Annotated in this window: 13 protein-coding genes; 6 read left to right on the top strand and 7 right to left on the bottom strand. The window is 69.5% G+C overall.

The window, feature by feature from the left end; translation table 11 throughout:
• Nucleotides 1-34: 34 nt before the first annotated feature.
• The gene (locus BJ998_RS29895) at nt 35-2,338 is read left to right on the top strand and encodes a polysaccharide lyase 8 family protein (protein ID WP_184866683.1); all 2,304 of its coding nucleotides are present in this window, start codon (nt 35-37) and stop codon (nt 2,336-2,338) included.
• 69 nt (nt 2,339-2,407) lie between these two features.
• Here the strand turns inward: BJ998_RS29895 and BJ998_RS29900 are convergent, their stop codons facing one another.
• The gene (locus BJ998_RS29900) at nt 2,408-3,103 is read right to left on the bottom strand and encodes an SDR family oxidoreductase (protein WP_184866684.1); all 696 of its coding nucleotides are present in this window, start codon (nt 3,101-3,103) and stop codon (nt 2,408-2,410) included.
• Nucleotides 3,104-3,405: 302 nt separating this feature from the next.
• On the opposite strand from BJ998_RS29900, the gene BJ998_RS29905 reads away from it, so the two are divergent.
• Nucleotides 3,406-4,266 carry a LysR family transcriptional regulator gene (locus BJ998_RS29905; protein WP_221338172.1) on the top strand — a complete coding sequence of 287 codons (861 nt, stop codon included), beginning with the start codon at nt 3,406-3,408 and terminating at the stop codon, nt 4,264-4,266.
• On the opposite strand, the gene BJ998_RS49255 is transcribed toward BJ998_RS29905, so the two are convergent.
• The 4 genes from BJ998_RS49255 to BJ998_RS29925 form a co-directional block, all read right to left on the bottom strand.
• Nucleotides 4,263-5,375, bottom strand: coding sequence for an acyl-CoA dehydrogenase family protein (locus BJ998_RS49255; RefSeq protein ID WP_184866685.1), 1,113 nt, complete (start codon nt 5,373-5,375; stop codon nt 4,263-4,265). The two genes, BJ998_RS29905 and BJ998_RS49255, sit on opposite strands and share 4 nt — an antisense overlap.
• Nucleotides 5,376-5,494: 119 nt before the next feature.
• The gene (locus BJ998_RS29915) at nt 5,495-9,736 is read right to left on the bottom strand and encodes a GH92 family glycosyl hydrolase (RefSeq protein WP_184866686.1); all 4,242 of its coding nucleotides are present in this window, start codon (nt 9,734-9,736) and stop codon (nt 5,495-5,497) included.
• 94 nt (nt 9,737-9,830) lie between these two features.
• Nucleotides 9,831-10,676, bottom strand: a complete 846-nt coding sequence (locus BJ998_RS29920) for an SCO6745 family protein (RefSeq protein WP_184866687.1) — start codon at nt 10,674-10,676, stop codon at nt 9,831-9,833.
• A 26-nt stretch (nt 10,677-10,702) separates the two neighbouring features.
• On the bottom strand, nt 10,703-11,044 hold the full coding sequence (locus tag BJ998_RS29925) for an ArsR/SmtB family transcription factor (protein ID WP_184866688.1): 342 nt from the start codon (nt 11,042-11,044) through the stop codon (nt 10,703-10,705).
• Nucleotides 11,045-11,292: 248 nt separating this feature from the next.
• Between BJ998_RS29925 and BJ998_RS29930 the strand changes: the two genes are divergently transcribed.
• Nucleotides 11,293-12,912, top strand: a complete 1,620-nt coding sequence (locus tag BJ998_RS29930; protein WP_184866689.1) for a discoidin domain-containing protein — start codon at nt 11,293-11,295, stop codon at nt 12,910-12,912.
• A 98-nt stretch (nt 12,913-13,010) separates the two neighbouring features.
• Complete coding sequence (locus tag BJ998_RS29935; RefSeq protein ID WP_184866690.1) at nt 13,011-14,738, top strand: lipoxygenase family protein; 1,728 nt, start codon at nt 13,011-13,013, stop codon at nt 14,736-14,738.
• A 6-nt stretch (nt 14,739-14,744) separates the two neighbouring features.
• Here the strand turns inward: BJ998_RS29935 and BJ998_RS29940 are convergent, their stop codons facing one another.
• Nucleotides 14,745-15,098 carry a YchJ family protein gene (locus BJ998_RS29940; protein ID WP_184866691.1) on the bottom strand — a complete coding sequence of 118 codons (354 nt, stop codon included), beginning with the start codon at nt 15,096-15,098 and terminating at the stop codon, nt 14,745-14,747.
• A gap of 108 nt (nt 15,099-15,206) precedes the next feature.
• On the opposite strand from BJ998_RS29940, the gene BJ998_RS29945 reads away from it, so the two are divergent.
• Nucleotides 15,207-15,530 carry an ArsR/SmtB family transcription factor gene (locus BJ998_RS29945; protein WP_184866692.1) on the top strand — a complete coding sequence of 108 codons (324 nt, stop codon included), beginning with the start codon at nt 15,207-15,209 and terminating at the stop codon, nt 15,528-15,530.
• Nucleotides 15,531-15,532: 2 nt separating this feature from the next.
• Entirely contained in the window at nt 15,533-16,003 is a 471-nt protein-coding gene (locus BJ998_RS29950) for an SRPBCC family protein (protein WP_184866693.1), read from the top strand.
• A 6-nt stretch (nt 16,004-16,009) separates the two neighbouring features.
• Here the strand turns inward: BJ998_RS29950 and sigI are convergent, their stop codons facing one another.
• Entirely contained in the window at nt 16,010-16,843 is an 834-nt protein-coding gene (gene sigI / locus BJ998_RS29955; protein ID WP_221338174.1) for an RNA polymerase sigma factor SigI, read from the bottom strand.
• Between the last annotated feature and the right edge of the window lie 39 nt (nt 16,844-16,882).

Below are 16,882 nucleotides of genomic sequence, written 5' to 3' on the forward strand. Positions count from 1 at the left end.
GAAGTGTGTTCACATACGTGAAACGGAGGCGGGGATGTCGATCAACCGCAGGGACCTGCTCCGATACGGCGTCGTCGCCGGCGTCTCCACCGCGGCGGTCGGCACGCTGACCGGGGCGCTCGGTTCCAACGTCGCCGTTGCCGACACCGCGCCCGCCGACGCCGAGAAGATCATCGCCGCCTACCGGGAGCTCCAGGTCGGACGCAACCTGCCGTCACCGGAGAGAACCGGCGCGGTGAAGGCACTCGACGAGGTCGCCGTCCAGTACGACTCGGCCATGACCGTCGGGGGCGACCAGCTGTGGGCCGACCTCAAGGTGGGCCCGGGCAGCGACTACTTCCCGACGATGTACTACCGGCTGCGCACCATCGCGGTGAACTTCGCGACGCCCGGCTCCGCGCTGTCGACCAAGCCCGGCCAGGCCGAGCGCATCGCGACCGCGCTGGAGACCCTGTACCGCACCGAGTACAACGAGAACACCGCCGAGATCGGCAACTGGTACTCCTACGAGATCGGCGTGCCGTACTGGCTGATCCAGATCCTGGTGTGCATGCGCGAGCACCTCGCGCCGGCCGACCTGCAGCGCTACCTCAAGCCCGTGCTGCGCTTCAACAACGACCCCAACCGGCGCACCAACTCGGCGACCACGATCGAGACCGGCGCCAACCGCGCCGACAAGTCGCTGATCAGCATCGTCGCCGGCGCGCTGGCGGGCGACTCGCAGCGCATCGTGAACGCCATTGCCGCCGTCACCGACCAGGCCGGCGGCGGCGCGGCCAACCTGGTCGCCCGCGTGACCAAGAGCGACGGCTACCACACCGACGGCTCGTTCATCCAGCACGACGTCGTGCCCTACCCCGGCCACTACGGGCTGGTGCTGCTGACCGCCGCGGCCGGCATCATCCACGTCACCGAGGGCACCGCGACCCAGCTGCCCGCCGACGTGAAGCAGAAGTTCTACGACACAGTCGCCGACGTGTACGCGCCCTTCGTCGCGTCCGGCGCGATGATGGAGCCCGTTCGCGGCCGCATGCTGTCGAGGCAGGGCGAGACCGGCTACGACGCCGGCCACCAGCTCACCGCCGCCGTCGTGCTGCTCGCCCGGCACGCCACCGGCGCCACCAGGAAGCAGCTGGTCTCCCTGGCCACCAAGTGGATCAAGGAAGGCCAGTGGGCGCCGTACTTCAAGGTGGAGAACCTGGTGCGATTCTCCGGCGGCCTGCAGATGGTCGGCGTGCCCGAGGTGGAGTTCGCCAAGGAACTGTCCACAAGGGACGCCGCGCACACCGTGTCCTCGCACCGGATCTTCCCGCAGCAGGACCGGATGGTGCACGTCACGCCGACCTGGTCGGCCTCGCTCGGCGTCGGCTCCACCCGGATCTGCCGGTACGAGTCGATCAACGGCCAGAATCTGCACGGCTGGTATGTCGGCGACGGTGTACTGTATACATTCCTGCCTGGCGACCAGGGCAACTACAGCGACGCGTACTGGCCGACGGTCGACGCCACGGCGCTGCCCGGCACCACGGAGAAGGACTCCACCCCGCCCGCGCTGCAGGCGACGCCGGTGACCACGACGCCGTGGGTCGGCGGCTCGCGCTGGGACGACCGGCACGGCGCGTTCGGGCTCGACTTCCTCTCCCAGGACGGCACCCTGTCGGCGAAGAAGTCCTGGTTCTTCACCCCGGACGGCGTGGTCTGCCTCGGCGCCGGCATCACCGACGCCACCGGCGCGCACGTGCGCACCACCATCGAGAACCGCAACCTCGGCGAGAACGGGAACCGGCGGCTCACCTCGCAGCGGCACTGGCTGCACCTGGACGGCATCGCCGGTTACGCGCTGCTCGACGACGCTTCCGTCGTGACGTCGCGGGAAGACCGCACCGGCACCTGGTTCGGCGTCGACACCGGGGCCAACACGCACGGCACCACCGTGCCGTACACCCGGCGGTTCCAGAAGATCCTCATCGACCACGGCGCCAACCCCAAGGGCGCGACCTACGCCTACGTCGTGCTGCCCGGCGCGTCGCCGTGGGAGACCGCCGGGGCCCGCGGGCGGTACCGCGTGCTGGCCAACACCGCTGTCGTGCAGGCGGTTCAGCTCGACTCCGACATCGTCGGCGCCAACTTCTGGGCCGCCGGCTCCGTCGGCCGGGTGTCGGTGTCCGCGCCGGCCTCCGTGCTCTGGTCGCGGGGTTGGGGCGGCTGGCACTTCGCCCTGTCCGACCCCACCCAGCTCCAGACGTCCATCACCGTGACGGTGGCCGGCGTCGGCAGCCACACCGTCGACGTCACCGCCTCCCTCGGCGCCACCCACACCTTCACCATCGGCTGGTAGTTGTCAACCCCTTGACGCTCGGAAAGGACCATTCCTGTCGTCCAACGTCAGGAATGGTCCTTTCACCCACTACCAGGCCACCGGGCCGTTCTCGTTGAAGAAGCCGCCGTTGGGGCCGTCCTCGCCGATCGTGGCCAGCTTGACGGCGATCTCCGCGCCCTGCGCCGGGGTGCGGGTGCCGGTGAAGCCGTTCAGGTCGGTGGCGCAGTAGCCCGGGCAGACGGCGTTCACCTTGATGCCCTGCTTGCCCAGCTCCCGGGCGTACTGGACGGTGACGGCGTTCAACGCCGTCTTCGACGTGGGGTAGGGCAGCAGGAACGGCAGCGGATTGTCGGGCGCGCCCATGAACTGCAGCGAGCCGACGCTGCTGGACACGTTGACGATGCGCGGCGCCTGGGAGCGCTGCAACAGCGGCACGAACGCGTCGATCATGCGGATCACGCCGAACACGTTGGTGTCGAACACCTTCTGCACGGTGGCCACATCGTTGTTGCCGCGGCCGCCGGTGATGCCGGCGTTGTTGATCAGCACGTCCAGCCGGCCGTGCTCGGCTTCGACCAGCTTGGCGGCGGCGGCCACGCTGGCGTCGTCGGTGACGTCCAGGATGACCGGACGAACGCCGAGCTCGGCGGCGGCCGGCTCGACCAGGTCCGGGTTGCGGCCGGCGAGCAGCACGGTCGTGCCGCGGGCCGCCAGCTGCGCGGCGATCTCGCGGCCGATGCCCTTGTTGGCCCCGGTGACCAGGGCGATGGTGTTCTCGGTCATGGCCGAAGTCCACCAGCCCCGGGGCGCTTCGACCAGGACCCGTTCGATACCCGGCCATACCCTGACGGTATCGCTGAGGAGGGCGCGGTGGTCGTCCTTCATCGGCAGTTCCCGTTCGACGCGAATCCGGAATGAACCTCATTCCTGGTGGCGTCGTTCCGACCGTAGGATGAATCGGGTCGATGGTGTCGATAAACCCAACTCGACAAATACGGAAATCGAGCCGGCCGCACGGACGGCGACGGCGTGCTCGGCCGGCGGGCACGGCGGGCCGGAGCTGGGATGATGCCCTGGGAGGAGACATGGTGGATCTCAGCAGGCCGGCGGTGGACTCGGAGGACATCCGGAAGTTCGTGGCCGTGGCGGAGGAGCTGCACTTCGGCCGGGCGGCGGGGCGGCTCGGGATCGCGCAGCCGCCGCTGTCGCGGGCGATCCGGCAACTGGAGCACCGGCTGGGAGTCGAGCTGCTGATCCGGAACAGCCGGGGCGTGCGGCTGACCGAGGCCGGGGAGGTGCTGCTGCACGAGGGGCGCAAGGCGCTGGACGCGGTGACGGCGGCGGCGCGGCGGGCGCAGCGGGCGGGGACACCGGAGCGGCGGCTGGTGATCGTCATGAAGGCCAACGGTGATGCGGGGCTGCTGGGCGGGATTCTCGCCGCGTACGAGCAAGATCCGGACGCGATGCCGGCGGACGTGATGATCTGCGGCGTGGGGGAGCAGGCGCGGCTGCTGCGCGACGGCCGCGCGGATGTGGCGTTGCTGCACGGGCCGTACGACGACATCAGCGGATTCGACACGGAGGAGCTGGTGACGCTGCGGGCGGTGGCGGTGCTGCCCCGGGCGCACCGGCTGGCGCGGCGGCGCAGCCTGCAGCTGGCGGACCTGGACGGCGAGACGATGCCGCGCTGGCCGGGCATGCCGGGGGACGGGCAGGAGATGCGCGACTCGGCCCAGGTGATGCAGCTGATCGCCCTCGGGCGGATGGTCGCCGTGCTGCCGGAGTCGGTGCGCGCCAACCTCCGCGCCGAGTTGGTGGCGATCCCCGTCCTGGACGGCCAGCCGACCTCCGTCGTCCTGGCGTGGCCGGAACGTTCCCGGTCCCGCGCGGTCGCCGCCTTCGTGCGGGCGGCCACCAGCCCGCGGGAGCCGGCGCGGGTGGGCTAGTCGATGCCGAGCAGGGCTCGGCCGTAGCCCTCACGGCTGCTGTCCGGCACGAAGACCTGATGCCGGCAGGCAACCTCGATGTCACGCCAGACGCGTTGCAGCGGACTGCTCGTCGCGAACGCGCCGGCGCCGGTGACGTCCAACAGCAGTGCGACGGCCTGGCGCACGTTCTCGGAGACGATGCCGGCGTCCATGCGGATCCTCGCGACGGTCGTCGGGTCCGGGACGATGCCGGCCCGCATCGACTCCGTCAGTTCGCGGACGGACCGGTCCACATGCAACCGGGCGCCGTCGACGAGCCCGGCCGCCCTGGCGATCGCGATCTGCACCGCCGGTGAATCGGCCGCCCGCGCGTAGTCGGTGCCGACGATCGGGCCGCGCCGCCGCACCACCTCGATCGCGTGCCCCAGCGCCGCCTCGGCCATGCCCAGCACCGGACCGACCGCGATCATCGGCAGCAGCGCCGAGGCCGGCACCGTCGCGAACGGCACGTTCGGGCGCTGCTCCGCGTAGCCGGCGGCCATGGCCCGGGCCATCGACAGCAACCTGCGCTCCGGCACGAAGACGTCCTCGGCCACTACCGTCTCGCTGCCCGTGCCCTGCATGCCGCTCACCGACCAGGTCGGGACGATCCGCGTCTGCTCCGTCGGCACCAGCGCCTGGACGGGGCCCGGTTCGATCGGCACGCCGAGCAGGATCCACCGCGCGTGTCGGACTCCCGACGCCGGCCGCCACTGCCCCGAGACCCGCCAGCCGCCCGGTACCCGCTCGGCCGTCGCCGTCGGCGCCATCACGCTCGCCACCGCCGCCTTCGGGTCGTCGCCCCACACCTCGTCCCGGACCTCGTCGTCCAGCAACGACGTCAGGGCCCCGCCGGCCGACAGGATCATCGCCACCCAGGCGCTGGACCCGCACCCCCGCCCGAGCGCCGCCAGCACGTCGACCGCCGTGCCCAGATCGGCGTCGATCCCCGGCGCGAACAGGCTGAACATGCCCGCATCGGCCATCGCCTTCGCGCAGACGACGTCACCGGACCGCTCGGTTTCGGCCGCCTGCTCGGCCAGCAACGGCGTCAACTCCTGCGCACAAGCCACGAGCTCATCGATCACGTGATCCAGTGTGCCGAAAACCGACATTCGGTGTGACGCTGAGCGGGACTCACGGAAGTCCGAAACGACGAGTGGCGCCCGACCCCGGCAGGGGTGGGCGCCACTCGTGGGGGAGAGGGTCAGGCGGTCAGGGTGCTGCACTGGCCGGCGGCGGGGCCGGCGACGGTGTCGGGGAGGCCGTTGTCGGAGGGCGCCGGGGAATTCCCGGTGCACGACAGCGGACCGCCGACCGAGGTGGAGGTGACGACGGTGCCGGCGTTGCCGGTGAGGGACACGGGACCGTCGACGCGAGCGGTCTCGAGGCTGGTCTCACCGGTGGTGCCGACAACGCTGACCGGACCCGACACGTGAGTGCCGAGCAACACCACCGCGGCGGCGTTGGCGGCCGTGACGGGGCCGGTGATGGCGCCGCCGAAGGCGTAGAGGGAAGCGCCGGGCGACACGGTGACGGGGCCGTTGACGGTGCCGGTCAGGCAGGTCACGCCCTTGACGGTCAGCGGACCGTTGGTGGCGCCGTCGATGGTGGTTCCACACACGGGGTTCGGCTTGCCGAGAAGCTCCACTTCGGACAGGACGCCGGTCGAACCGAGCTCGAGACGGTAGTAGCTGTACCGCCCGACCTTGGCCACGCCGAACGCCTTGGTCTGCCGGGCATCGGTGAACTTGACCCCGCTGCGCTGGTCGATGGTGGTCCACGTCTTGCCGTCGTAGGAACCCTTGAGCGCCCAGCTCGACGGAGCCGAAGCCGCCTGGGAGCCCGAGGTCAGCGTGTACATCTGCACCCGCTGGGTCGGGTCGGAGGGCTGCACCTGAACCGGCGAGTCCACAGTGGACTGCGTGTTCGACGTGTTGTCGAACAGCGCCCCCTGCTTGGGATCGGTCAGGTCGTGCAGCGGCTGCGCGACGGCATCGCCCTGGGTGATCGACACCGGCGCGTCACCGACGCCGCTGCCCCACTTGGACGGCTTGGGGCCCATGTCGAAGTCCAGCGTGCCGCCGGCGGCGAGCAGGCTGTTCGGCAGGTACGTCCTGTCGTACGCCTTGCCGTTGACCTTCAGCCCCTGCACGTACACGTTCTTGGCGTTGTTCTTCGGCGCGTTGATCACCAGCGACTTGCCGTTCTCCAGGTGGATGGTCGCCTTGGTGAACAGCGGGGAGCCGACGGCGTAGTCGCCGCTGCCCATCGCCAGCGGGTAGAAGCCCAGCGCGCTGAAGATGTACCACGCGGACATCTCGCCGTTGTCCTCGTCGCCGGGATAGCCCTGCCCGTCCTCGCTGCCGGTGTACAGCCGCGACAGCGCCTCCCGCACGTACTGCTGCGCCTTCCACGGCTGGCCGGCGTAGTCGTACATGTAGATGATGTGGTGCGACGGCTGGTTGCTCGCCCCGTACTGCCCCATCCGCACGTCACGGGCCTCCACCATCTCGTGGATGGTGCCGCCGTAGGAACCGGGGAACTTGGCCGTCTCCGGCGTGGAGAAGAACTGGTCGAGCTTGGCCGCGAGCTTGTCCTTGCCGCCGTACAGGTTGGCCAGGCCCTGGCCGTCCTGCGGCACCGAGAAGGCCATGTTCCAGCCGTCGGTCTCGGTGTAGTCGCCGCCCCACACCCGCGGGTCGTAGCCGGCGGTCGGGGTGTGCTCGCTGCCGTCGGGGTTGCGGCCCTGGAAGAAGCTCACCGACGGGTCGAACAGGTTCACGTAGTTCTGCGCCCGGTTGAGGAAGTACTGGTAGTTGTCCGCGTACTCCTGCCGGCGTGGGTCGTTCGGCTTGGCCTTGTCCAGCAACGCCTTGGACATCTGCGCGATGCCGTAGTCGTTGACGTAGCCCTCCATCGCCCACGAGAAGCCCTCGCCGGTGGCGGTCGAGGTGTAGCCGAGGAAGTTGGACGTGTCCAGACCCTTGCGGCCGACGCCGGAGGAGGTCGGCGCGACGGTGGCGTTCTTCACCGCGGCGTCGTAGGCCGCCTGCACGTCGAAGTTGTTGATCCCCTTGACGTACGCGTCGGCGAAGGCGACATCGGAGCTGGTGCCGGTCATCAGGTCCGCGTAGCCGGGCGAGGACCAGCGCGAGGTCCAGCCGCCGTCCTTGTACTGCTGCACGAAGCCGTCGATCATCTTGCCGGCCATGCTCGGCGTCAGCAGCGAGTACGCGGGCCACGTGGTCCGGGCGGTGTCCCAGAACCCGTTGTTCACGTACATCGTGCCGTCGCCGATCTTCGCGCCGGTCTGCGTCGGCGTGTTCGCGCCGACGGCCGGCGACACCGGGCTGGCGTACTTGTACACCGGCTTGTCGGCGGTGCCGACGTTCTCGTACGCCTCGTTGGGGTACAGGAACAGCCGGTACAGGTTGGAGTACAGCGTCACCAGCTGGTCCTGGCTGGCGCCCTGCACGGTGATCACGCCCAGCTGCTTGTCCCACGCCTGCTGCGCCCGCGCCCGCACCGAGTCGAACGTGTCGGAGGCGGAGATCTCCTGCTCCAGGTTCTTCTTGGCCTGGTCGACGCTGATCAGCGAGGTCGCGATCCGCATCGTGACGACCTTGTCCGCGCTGGTGTCGAACTGGAAGTAGCCGGTCACGTTGTCCCGGCCGGCGCCGGTGATCTTCGCGCCCGCGGTGACGGGCTTGTCGACCGTGGCGTAGACGAACATTCGCGTGGCGCCGGTGGAAAGCCCGCTGCGGACGTCGGAATAGCCGGTGGCGACGCCGTTGGCCGGGTCGAGGGTGAGCCCACCGGAGTTGTTGACGTTGTCGAAGTCCACGACGGACTGGTTGCCGGTGAAGGTGAACCGGAACACCGCGGCGTGGTCGGTCGGCGTGATCTCGGTGCGCATCCCGTTCTGGAACCTGACCGAGTAGTAGTCCGGCTGCGCGATCTCGTCGTTGTGGCTGAAGGCCAGCGCCCGGGCGTTGCGGTCGGCGGTCGGATTCCCGTCCTCCGGCATCACCTGGAACGTCTGCCGGTCACCCATCCACGGGCTCGGCTCGTGGCTGGCCGCGAACGCCTGCAGCGTCGGCAGGTTCTGCGCGTTGTTGGCCTTCGCGTACTGGTACAGCCAGTCCTGCGAGCCGGCGTTGGTCATCGGCGTCCAGAAGTTGAAGCCGTGCGGCACCGCCGTCGCCGGGAAGTTGTTGCCACGCGAGAAGGAGCCGCTGGCGTTGGTGCCGCGCACCGTGCTGACGTAGTCGGTCAGGTGCGCGTAGTTCGGCTGCGCCGGGTTGCCGGCGATCTTGATGTCGTCGACCCAGCCGGAGAACGCGCCCGGGCCGGTCGGCTTGTCGTAGCCGATCAGGATGCGCTTGATCGTCTTACCCGCGGCGACCGTGCCGATGGTGGACGCGATGTGGTTCCACTGGTTGGTGTACAAGGACTTCGACGCGCCCTGCCCCTGCGGCGACAGGGTGAAGCCGTGCTGGTCGAGCGCGCCGAGCTGGCTCAGGTAGGTGCCGTCGTCGAAGGCCAGGTCGACGGCCGCGTAGGTGCTGGTGTAGTCCGGGTCGTCGCCGATCAGCTCGGGGAAGATCTGGTACGACAGCTGGGTGTTCGGCGTGACGGCCAGGTCGACGTCGAAGATCTTGTTGTACGAGTAGGCGTGCCCGGCCACGAGGTGGCTGCCGGCGTAGCGGAACGACCTGACGCCGGTGAAGCCGGCGTTGGCCTTGGAGTTGTAGCCGCCGCTGGGGCCCTTGCCGGCGAAGCTGCGCATGGTGGGCGGCGGCGGGGTGGAGCCGACCTCCTGGATCAGCTGCACCTCGGCGAGCTGCACGATCGGGTCGCCGTGGTTCTGCGTGATGTCCAGCCGGTAGTAGAGGTACGCGGTGGTGTTGGCCAGCTTGTACGACTTGGTCTGCTGGCGTTCCTCGAAGCTCTGCCCGTTCTGGGTGTCCAGCGCGGTCCAGTGCTGGCCGTCCTGCGAGCCGGACAGCGTCCACTGCTGCGGGTCCCGGCCGGGCGCGTCGTTCGCCGACGTCAGCGCGTACTGGATCACCGCGATCGGCTCGGACAGCTGGAACTGCGCCCAGCCGGTGCTGGTGAAGGTCAGCCACTTCGTGTTGACGTTGCCGTCGACGAGGTTCTCCTTGACCTCGCCGCCGCCGTCGTTCTGCGAGTTGGCCTGGACGTCGACAACCTTGTCATCGACGTTGCCGGGGATGGTCGACGCGTCCGCCCCGTTCACGCCGGCGGCCCGCGGCGTGCCGGCCGCGTCCGTCTCGACGGTGTCGGTCCAGGTCGGCTGCGGGTCGCCCGCCTCGAACGAGGAGGAGAAGTCGGTGGCGCCCGCCGCGGACGCCACCGCCGGGACAGTTGCTGTGAGCCCTGCTATCAACGCCGTACTGAGCAGCAGTAACCACAGTCGTCTCATGACGTCGAGTCCTCCCGGTGCGCCGTTGCCTGGGCGACAGCGAAACCGGGTGTGACATCGATGTCAAGAATCTGTCCTGTTTCCTGTCCGGACGTTACTTCTTCTTGAGGTGCGGCAGCATCCCGGCCTCGATCACGGCCTGCGCCAGCGGTTTGCCCACCTCGACCAGGCGTTCCACGCCGTCCTCGCCGAGCGCCGCGTACGCCGGCTCGGCCAGCCGGTCGGTGAGGTCCTCGACGTGTTGCCGCTGCGCGCGACCCTCTTCGGTGAGCGCGAGTTCCTCGCCCGGCTCGAGAATCTTGCGCTCCTGCAGCACGGTCACGGCCGCGGCCCAGTCCTCTTCGCTCCACTGCCGGGTCTTGCGCAGCGCCTTCGCCGGCAGGTAGCCGGTCGCGGCGTGCACGACGAGCGCCTCCAGCCCGGTCAGTTCGGCCGTGACGAGGGCGGCGATGTGGCCGTCGCCGCGGAATTCCCGCAGCAGCGTCTGGGCGTGGAACAGTTCGAGGTGCGGCTCCGTCGGCCAGGGGAGCGCGGCGTGGGCGGCGAACAGCGGGCGTCCCTCCAGCCGTTGGCACGCCGCCTCGGCCGCTTTGCGGGTCAGCGCCGCGGTTTCCGCGACGGCGTCCGTACCGATCAAGTCGCCCAGTCCGCGGCGCAGCGCGGCGTCGGCGGCGTCGAGCCGGGCGGCGAGCACCTGCTCGGGCGTGGCCTTCTCCCACGCGGCCGGGATGTTGAGGCGCACGAAGGCCGGGTTGAAGTTGTAGAAGGTGGCGATCACGGTCTCCGCCGACGCCCGGCCGAACGCCGCCGAGCGGGACGCGAAGTAGCCGGCCCCGCCGTGCAGGCCCAGCGCCTCGAAGCGCTCGTGCGCCTCCGGCGCGAAGTAGATGAAGCCGTGCAGCGGCTCGATCGTCTGCCAGGCCCTGCGTCCGAACGTCATTTCGCCTCCCATACCGACCGGTCGGTTCACTCTATCGGAGGCTGATGTTTCTGGCGTTTACCCCGGGCGATCTCGGTGGCCAGCGCGTCCAGCGGCTGTCGCCAGAACCGCCGGTAGCGGTCCAGCCAGCCGTCGATCTCCTGCAGCGGGGTCGGGTCCACGGCGTAGAGGCGCCGGGTCCCGTCGGCGCGGACCGTGGTGAAGCCGTTCTCCCGCAGCACGCGCAGGTGCTGTGAGACGCCGGGCTGGGAGATGCCGAACTCCTCCCTGATCACCGCCGTGACCTGGCCCGAGGTCAGTTCCCCGTCGGCGAGCAGCTCCAGGATGCGGCGGCGGACCGGGTCGCCGAGAACGTCGAACGCGTGCACGGTCCGACCATGACACCGCCCACTTATATAACGCAACCCTGGCATAACGCCGGCCTGGGCGTTCTACCTGAGTGGCTTACGTGCCTCCAGGAGGCAAACAAGCCACTCACGTGCCCCGGGTGCTGCTCTGAACGGGTGACGTCGGGGGAATTGTTAGAGAACTTTCCTAACAATATTGACGTGACCCGTCCGCCGGGCGGAGTCTTCCCCCACCCCGCCGCCGCGTCCGCCCTGACCCCGGAGGCACCATGAGTCGGCGCAGGCTCGCCACGTCCGTGGCGACCGCTGTCCTCGTCGTCTTGTCCGCGCTGGCCGCGCTGTTCAGCAGCGTGACCGCGGAGGCGGCGACCACCGATCAGACGTTCCTGACCTTCTACGGCTGGTGGGACAACACCCCGCCGGGCGGCGACATCTCGTATCCGCAGATCCACGACACCGCCGGCGGCGTCGGCAGCTACGACGACCCGATCACGTTCGCCACCGACAGCGGCGAGTACAAGCCCGGCACCAAGGTGTGGGTCCCGCGCGTGCGCAAGTACTTCATCATGGAGGACAGCTGCGAGGAGTGCAGCGCCGACTGGAACGGCAAGGGCCCCAACGGCGGCCCCAAGCTGCACCACATCGACCTGTGGCTGGGCGGCAAGGGCGGCAACGCGATGGACGCCATCGACTGCGAGGACGCCCTCACCCACTACAACTCCGACAACACGCCGACCATGGAGCCGGTGGTGGTCAACCCGCCGTCGAACGAGGACTACGACTCGACGCCGATCTTCAACACCAAGACCGGCGCCTGTTACGGCGGCGCGCAGCCGAACAAGACCGTCGGCTCGTACAAGAACAACTCGACCGGCTCGTGTATCGACGACCCGGGCAACAGCTCGACCAGCGGCACCGCGCTGAAGACCGCCGCCTGCAACGGATCCGCCGAGCAGACGTTCACCTTCCACGGCGCGTTCCTGGTCATCAACAACCTGTGCGCGACGATCTCCGGCAGCACCGTCAAGCTGGGCAAGTGCGACGGCGGGCCGAACAGCCAGCTGTCCATCAACCCGGACGGCACCATCAACGACATCCAGAGCGGCAAGAAGTGCTTCCGCGACTCCGGCGGCTCGCTGACGACCGGCAGCTGCTCCGGCACGGTGAGCAAGTGGACCTTCAGCCCTGCCGGGCAGGCGGGCCTGAACGTCGCGGTGAACCCGGCGTCGGCCTCGGTCAAGGCCGGCGCCTCGACGACCGCCACGGTGGCGGTCACCGGCGGTAAGGGGAATGTGGCGCTGTCGGCGACGGGCGTGCCGGCGGGCGTGACCGTGACATTCGACCCCGCCTCGGTTTCCGGTAGCGGCAACTCCACGATGACCGTGGCGGCGTCGGACACCGCGAAGTCGGGCACGTTCACCGTGGTCGGCACCGTCGGCTCGGAAAGCAAGTCGGCCACGTTCACGCTGACGGTGAGCACCGGCGGCGGCTCGTCCTCGTTGCTCTCGCAGGGAAAGACCGCGACTTCGTCCTCTGTGGAGTCTTCGACGTACGCGGCGGCCAAGGCCTTCGACGGCAACCTGACGTCCACCCGCTGGGCCAGCAAGGAAGGCTCGGATCCGCAGTGGCTGCAGGTCGACCTCGGCGCCACGCACAGCGTCACCGAGGTGAAGCTGACGTGGGAGGCGGCGTACGGCAAGTCGTACACCGTCCAGACCTCCGACGACGGCACGACCTGGACGACGATCTACAGCACCACCACCGGCAACGGCGGAACCGACGACCTCACGGGATTGGCGGGATCCGGCCGGTACGTGCGGATGAACGGCACCGCCCGCGGCACCAGCTACGGCTACTCGCTCTACGAGATGCAGGTCTACGGTTCCTAAGTGCACAGTTGCGTGCCTGATAGTCCTATGTGGGCTCGGGCGCGCGGCAACTCCTGATTTGGTGGCGGTAGCCCCGCGCCAGCCTAGGAGTAACCGCGTTGCCCGAGTACCTCATCTCCCAGCACGACCCGCGCGGCGAGCGGGCCGACCAACTCGCCGCCGCTCGGCGTGAGTACCGCTACACCATGGACTTCGGCTTCCCGGTGTCCTCCACGCTCGGCGCCGAGCACGAGCCGGCGCCGGCCTGGCAGCTCAAGGCGCTGGCCAAGCAGGAGGAGTTGCGGCTGAACCTGCTGCGGCTCAAGCGCCAGGGCAAGTGGAACTTCGTCAACGACCTGCAGCCGCTGGCCCCGCACAAGCTGGCCACCATGGTGCGCGAGGGCGACATGGGCGGCATCGTCGAGTACTTCATGCCGCTGCCCGGCGGCGTCACCGGCGACCACCACGAGAAGACCGTCCAGGCGTTCCGGGACGTGTTCGCCCGGGTCGAGCAGCCGCCGGCGACCGTGGACTTCTCCTCCGACGAGTACTTCGCCGAGGTGATGGTCGCCGGTCCGGACCCGACGCGGCTGGTGCGGATGGACCGCGTGCCGGGGAAGTTCCCGCTGACGTCGGCGCATCTGGGCGAGGACCTGGACCACGCTCTCGCCGCCGGCCGGGTGTACTGGATCGACCACGAGGCGATGTCCGCTTTGGACAACGGCTCGCATCCGCAGTCGCCGAAGTACATGTACTCGCCGATGGTCGCGTTCTGCGTGCCGCGGGGCGGCGGTCCGCTGAAGCCGTTCGCGATCCAATGTGGACAGGATCCCGCCGGCCGCGACATCTACACGCCGGCGGACGGCTACTCGTGGCAGCTGGCGAAGAACTGTGTGCTGGCCGCGCACAACACGTACCACGAGGTGTTGACGCACCTGGGTTTCACGCACCTGATGAGCGAGCCGGTGCTGATCGCGGCGGTGCGGAACCTGGCCGTGAACCACCCGGTGTCGGTGCTGCTGCGGCGGCACTTCGAAGGCACCATGTCCATCAACAAGCTCGCCGTCGAGCTGCTGATCCAGCCCGGTCGGGCGGTCGAGTACCTGATCGGCTCCGACCTGAAGAGCACCTACCCGTGGCTGGCCGAGCACCGGTCCAAGCGCTCGTTCCGGGACAACTACCTGCCGACCAAGCTGGCCTCGTCGGGCACCGACAGCGTGAGCGCGCTGCCGCACCACCCGTACCGGGACGACGGCCTGCTGGTGTGGAACGCGATCTACCGCTGGGTCAGCGACTTCGTCGGCGGCTACTACAAGTCCGATGTGGACGTTCTCGGTGACGTCGAGCTGCAGGCCTGGGCGGCCGAGGTGGCGTCGTCCGAGGGCGGGCAGATCCGGGACTTCGGCGCCACGCCGGGGCAGATCCTCGACCGGAACGACCTCGTCGAGATCCTGACCATGGTCGTGTGGACCGCCGGGCCGCAGCACGCCGCCGTCAACTTCACCCAGGCCGACCACATGGCGTTCCTGCCGGCCAACCCGCTGGCCGGCTACACCGAGGAGCCGAAGGGGCTGGGGCACAGCGAGGCCGACTGGCTGGCCAACCTGCCGCCGCTGGACGTCGCCGTGCAGCAGTTCTGTGTGATGACCTTCCTCGGGTCCGTCCACCACACCGTGCTCGGTGACTACGGCGACGACTTCGCCGACAGTGCGGTTTCCGTTCCGCACAAGCGTTTCCGCTCCGAGCTCGCCGCCGTCGAGGACGAGATCGTCGCGCGCAACCGGCGCCGGTCGCGGCCGTACAGCTACCTGCAGCCGTCACTCATTCCCAACAGCACCAACATCTGAGGTCTCTCAGCCGGCGGCGTCCAGGTAGACCCACTTGCCGTCCTCCCGCACGAAGCGACTGCGCTCGTGCAGGACGCCGCCGGAGTAGTGAGCGTCGAACTCCACGACGCCTTCCTTGTCGAACAGGCCGCCCTTGTCCCTGTCGACGATCGTCAGCCCCGTCCACTCCGTGTCGTCCAGCGTGAGTCGGCGGGGCCTCGTCGTGCTGTGCCACGTGCGCAGCAGGTAGGCCCGGTCGCCGACCGCGAACGCGGCGTAGCGGGAGCGCATCAGCAGCTCCGCCGTCGGCGCGTTGCCCCCTTTGTGGAAGCGCCCACAGCAGTCCTCGTACCGGCCGCCCAGGCCGCATGGACACGTCATAGCGGCATTGTCTTTGCCGCGCGTTCCGCGCGGAGCTCGGCCCCCTTCAAGCCGGGCCGGGGCCACACCCGTTGACATGTGACCAAATGGTCACCTATTCTCGTCGGCGTGACGGAGGACGACGACCGGGTCTTCAAGGCGCTTGCCGACCCGACCCGCCGTTTCCTGCTCGACCTGCTGTTCGTCCGGGACGGTCAGACCCAGTCCGAGCTGGAGTCCGAGCTGGAGATGAGCCGCTTCGGCGTCGCCAAGCACCTCAAGGTGCTGGAGGAGGCCGGGCTCGTCGTCACCCGCCGGGTCGGCCGGGAGAAGCTGCACCACCTCAACGCCGTCCCGATCCGACTGATCCACGACCGCTGGATCGACAAGTACACCGAGCCCCGCCTGGCGGCGCTCACCGAACTCAAGGCGCAGCTCGAATCCGAGGAGTGAACATGGGCGTGCAGGTCAACCGGGTCTTCATCAACGCCAAGCCGCAGCAGGTGTGGGACGCCATCACCAACCCCGAGTTCAACGACAAGTACGCGTACCGCTGCGTCAGCGAGTACGACCTCAGGGTCGGCGGCGCCTTCCGCGCCCTGGCCAACAAGGAGATGCTCGAACACGGCGCCCCCGAGGTCGCCATCGACGGCGAGGTCCTCGAATGCGACCCGCCCCGCCGCCTCGTGCAGACCTGGCACGCCATGTTCAGCCCCGAGATCGCCGCCGAGCCCGCCACCACGCTGACCTGGGAGCTGGAGGAGCAGTACGGCTCCACCCGCCTCACCGTCACCCACGAGACCCCCGACGCGCCGCTCACCGCCGCCATGACCAGCGGCGACATCGCCGACGCCGGCGGCGGCTGGCCGTACCTGCTCAGCGACCTCAAGACCTTCGTGGAGACCGGCGCCCCGATGGGCGGCTGAGGGTCGTCACGGCAGTGCCGCCCCGGGCCGCTGGAAGTCCCGGCCCGGGGCGGCGACGATCTTCGTCACCAGGTCGCCGGTGACGGTGAGGCGGATGACCGCGAACTCGCGGCGGTGCAGGTAGGCGACGAGCAGGGGCGGCGCCGAGACAAGGGTGGCGCGGCCGAGGTAGCGGAGCAGGCCGGCGGCGACGTCGGCGGAGCCGCGGCGCAGGTAGTCGGAACCAGCGAAGGTGCCGGTGCCCCAGACGTCGGGGTGTAGGACCTGGAGCAGGGCGTCGAGGTCGCCGGTGGAACAGGCGGTGATGAAGCGCTCGGTCACGAGCTGGTGGTGGTCGAGGTCGACGGGCTGCCCGGCCCCGGAGGCGGCGATGTGGGAGCGGGCGCGGCGAGCCAGCTGACGGCAGGTGGCGATCGGGCGGCCGAGGGACCGGGCGACGGACTCGAAGGGCGTGCCGAACACGTCGTGCAGGATGAAGGCGACCCGCTCGGCCGGGGGCAGGCGCTGCAGGACGACGAACAGCGCCGTCCGGACCTCGTCGTCGAGGGTGATGCGGTCGGCGGGGTCGACGGGGGCGGAGCCGGCCAGCGGGGTGTGCGATTCGAGCACGGAGCCGGGCAGCTCGCGGCGGGAGTGGGCGGAGCGGAGCTGGTCGAGGCACAGGCGGCTGGTCACCACGGTCAGCCAGCCCCGGTCGTCGTCCACGTCGGGCGTGGCGGACCAGCGCACGAAGGCCTCCTGCACGACGTCCTCGGCCGCGCCGACGTCGCCGAGCATCCGGTACGCCAGGTTCACCAGGTACGGGCGGTTGGCCCGCCACACCTCTCCGAAACCAGTCACGACGAGTACGACGATACGGCGGCGCGGAAAGTGACATGT

Origin of the sequence: Kutzneria kofuensis, from assembly GCF_014203355.1 — a bacterium.
GTDB lineage: Bacteria > Actinomycetota > Actinomycetes > Mycobacteriales > Pseudonocardiaceae > Kutzneria > Kutzneria kofuensis.

What these genes read in the sequence shown, in the direction of transcription:
- BJ998_RS29895 (WP_184866683.1), top strand. Translation starts at nt 35, where the DNA reads ATGTCGATCAACCGCAGGGACCTGCTCCGATACGGCGTCGTCGCCGGC.
- BJ998_RS29900 (WP_184866684.1), bottom strand. Translation starts at nt 3,103, where the DNA reads ATGACCGAGAACACCATCGCCCTGGTCACCGGGGCCAACAAGGGCATC.
- BJ998_RS29905 (WP_221338172.1), top strand. Translation starts at nt 3,406, where the DNA reads ATGGTGGATCTCAGCAGGCCGGCGGTGGACTCGGAGGACATCCGGAAG.
- BJ998_RS29915 (WP_184866686.1), bottom strand. Translation starts at nt 9,736, where the DNA reads ATGAGACGACTGTGGTTACTGCTGCTCAGTACGGCGTTGATAGCAGGG.
- BJ998_RS29920 (WP_184866687.1), bottom strand. Translation starts at nt 10,676, where the DNA reads ATGACGTTCGGACGCAGGGCCTGGCAGACGATCGAGCCGCTGCACGGC.
- BJ998_RS29930 (WP_184866689.1), top strand. Translation starts at nt 11,293, where the DNA reads ATGAGTCGGCGCAGGCTCGCCACGTCCGTGGCGACCGCTGTCCTCGTC.
- BJ998_RS29940 (WP_184866691.1), bottom strand. Translation starts at nt 15,098, where the DNA reads ATGACGTGTCCATGCGGCCTGGGCGGCCGGTACGAGGACTGCTGTGGG.
- BJ998_RS29950 (WP_184866693.1), top strand. Translation starts at nt 15,533, where the DNA reads ATGGGCGTGCAGGTCAACCGGGTCTTCATCAACGCCAAGCCGCAGCAG.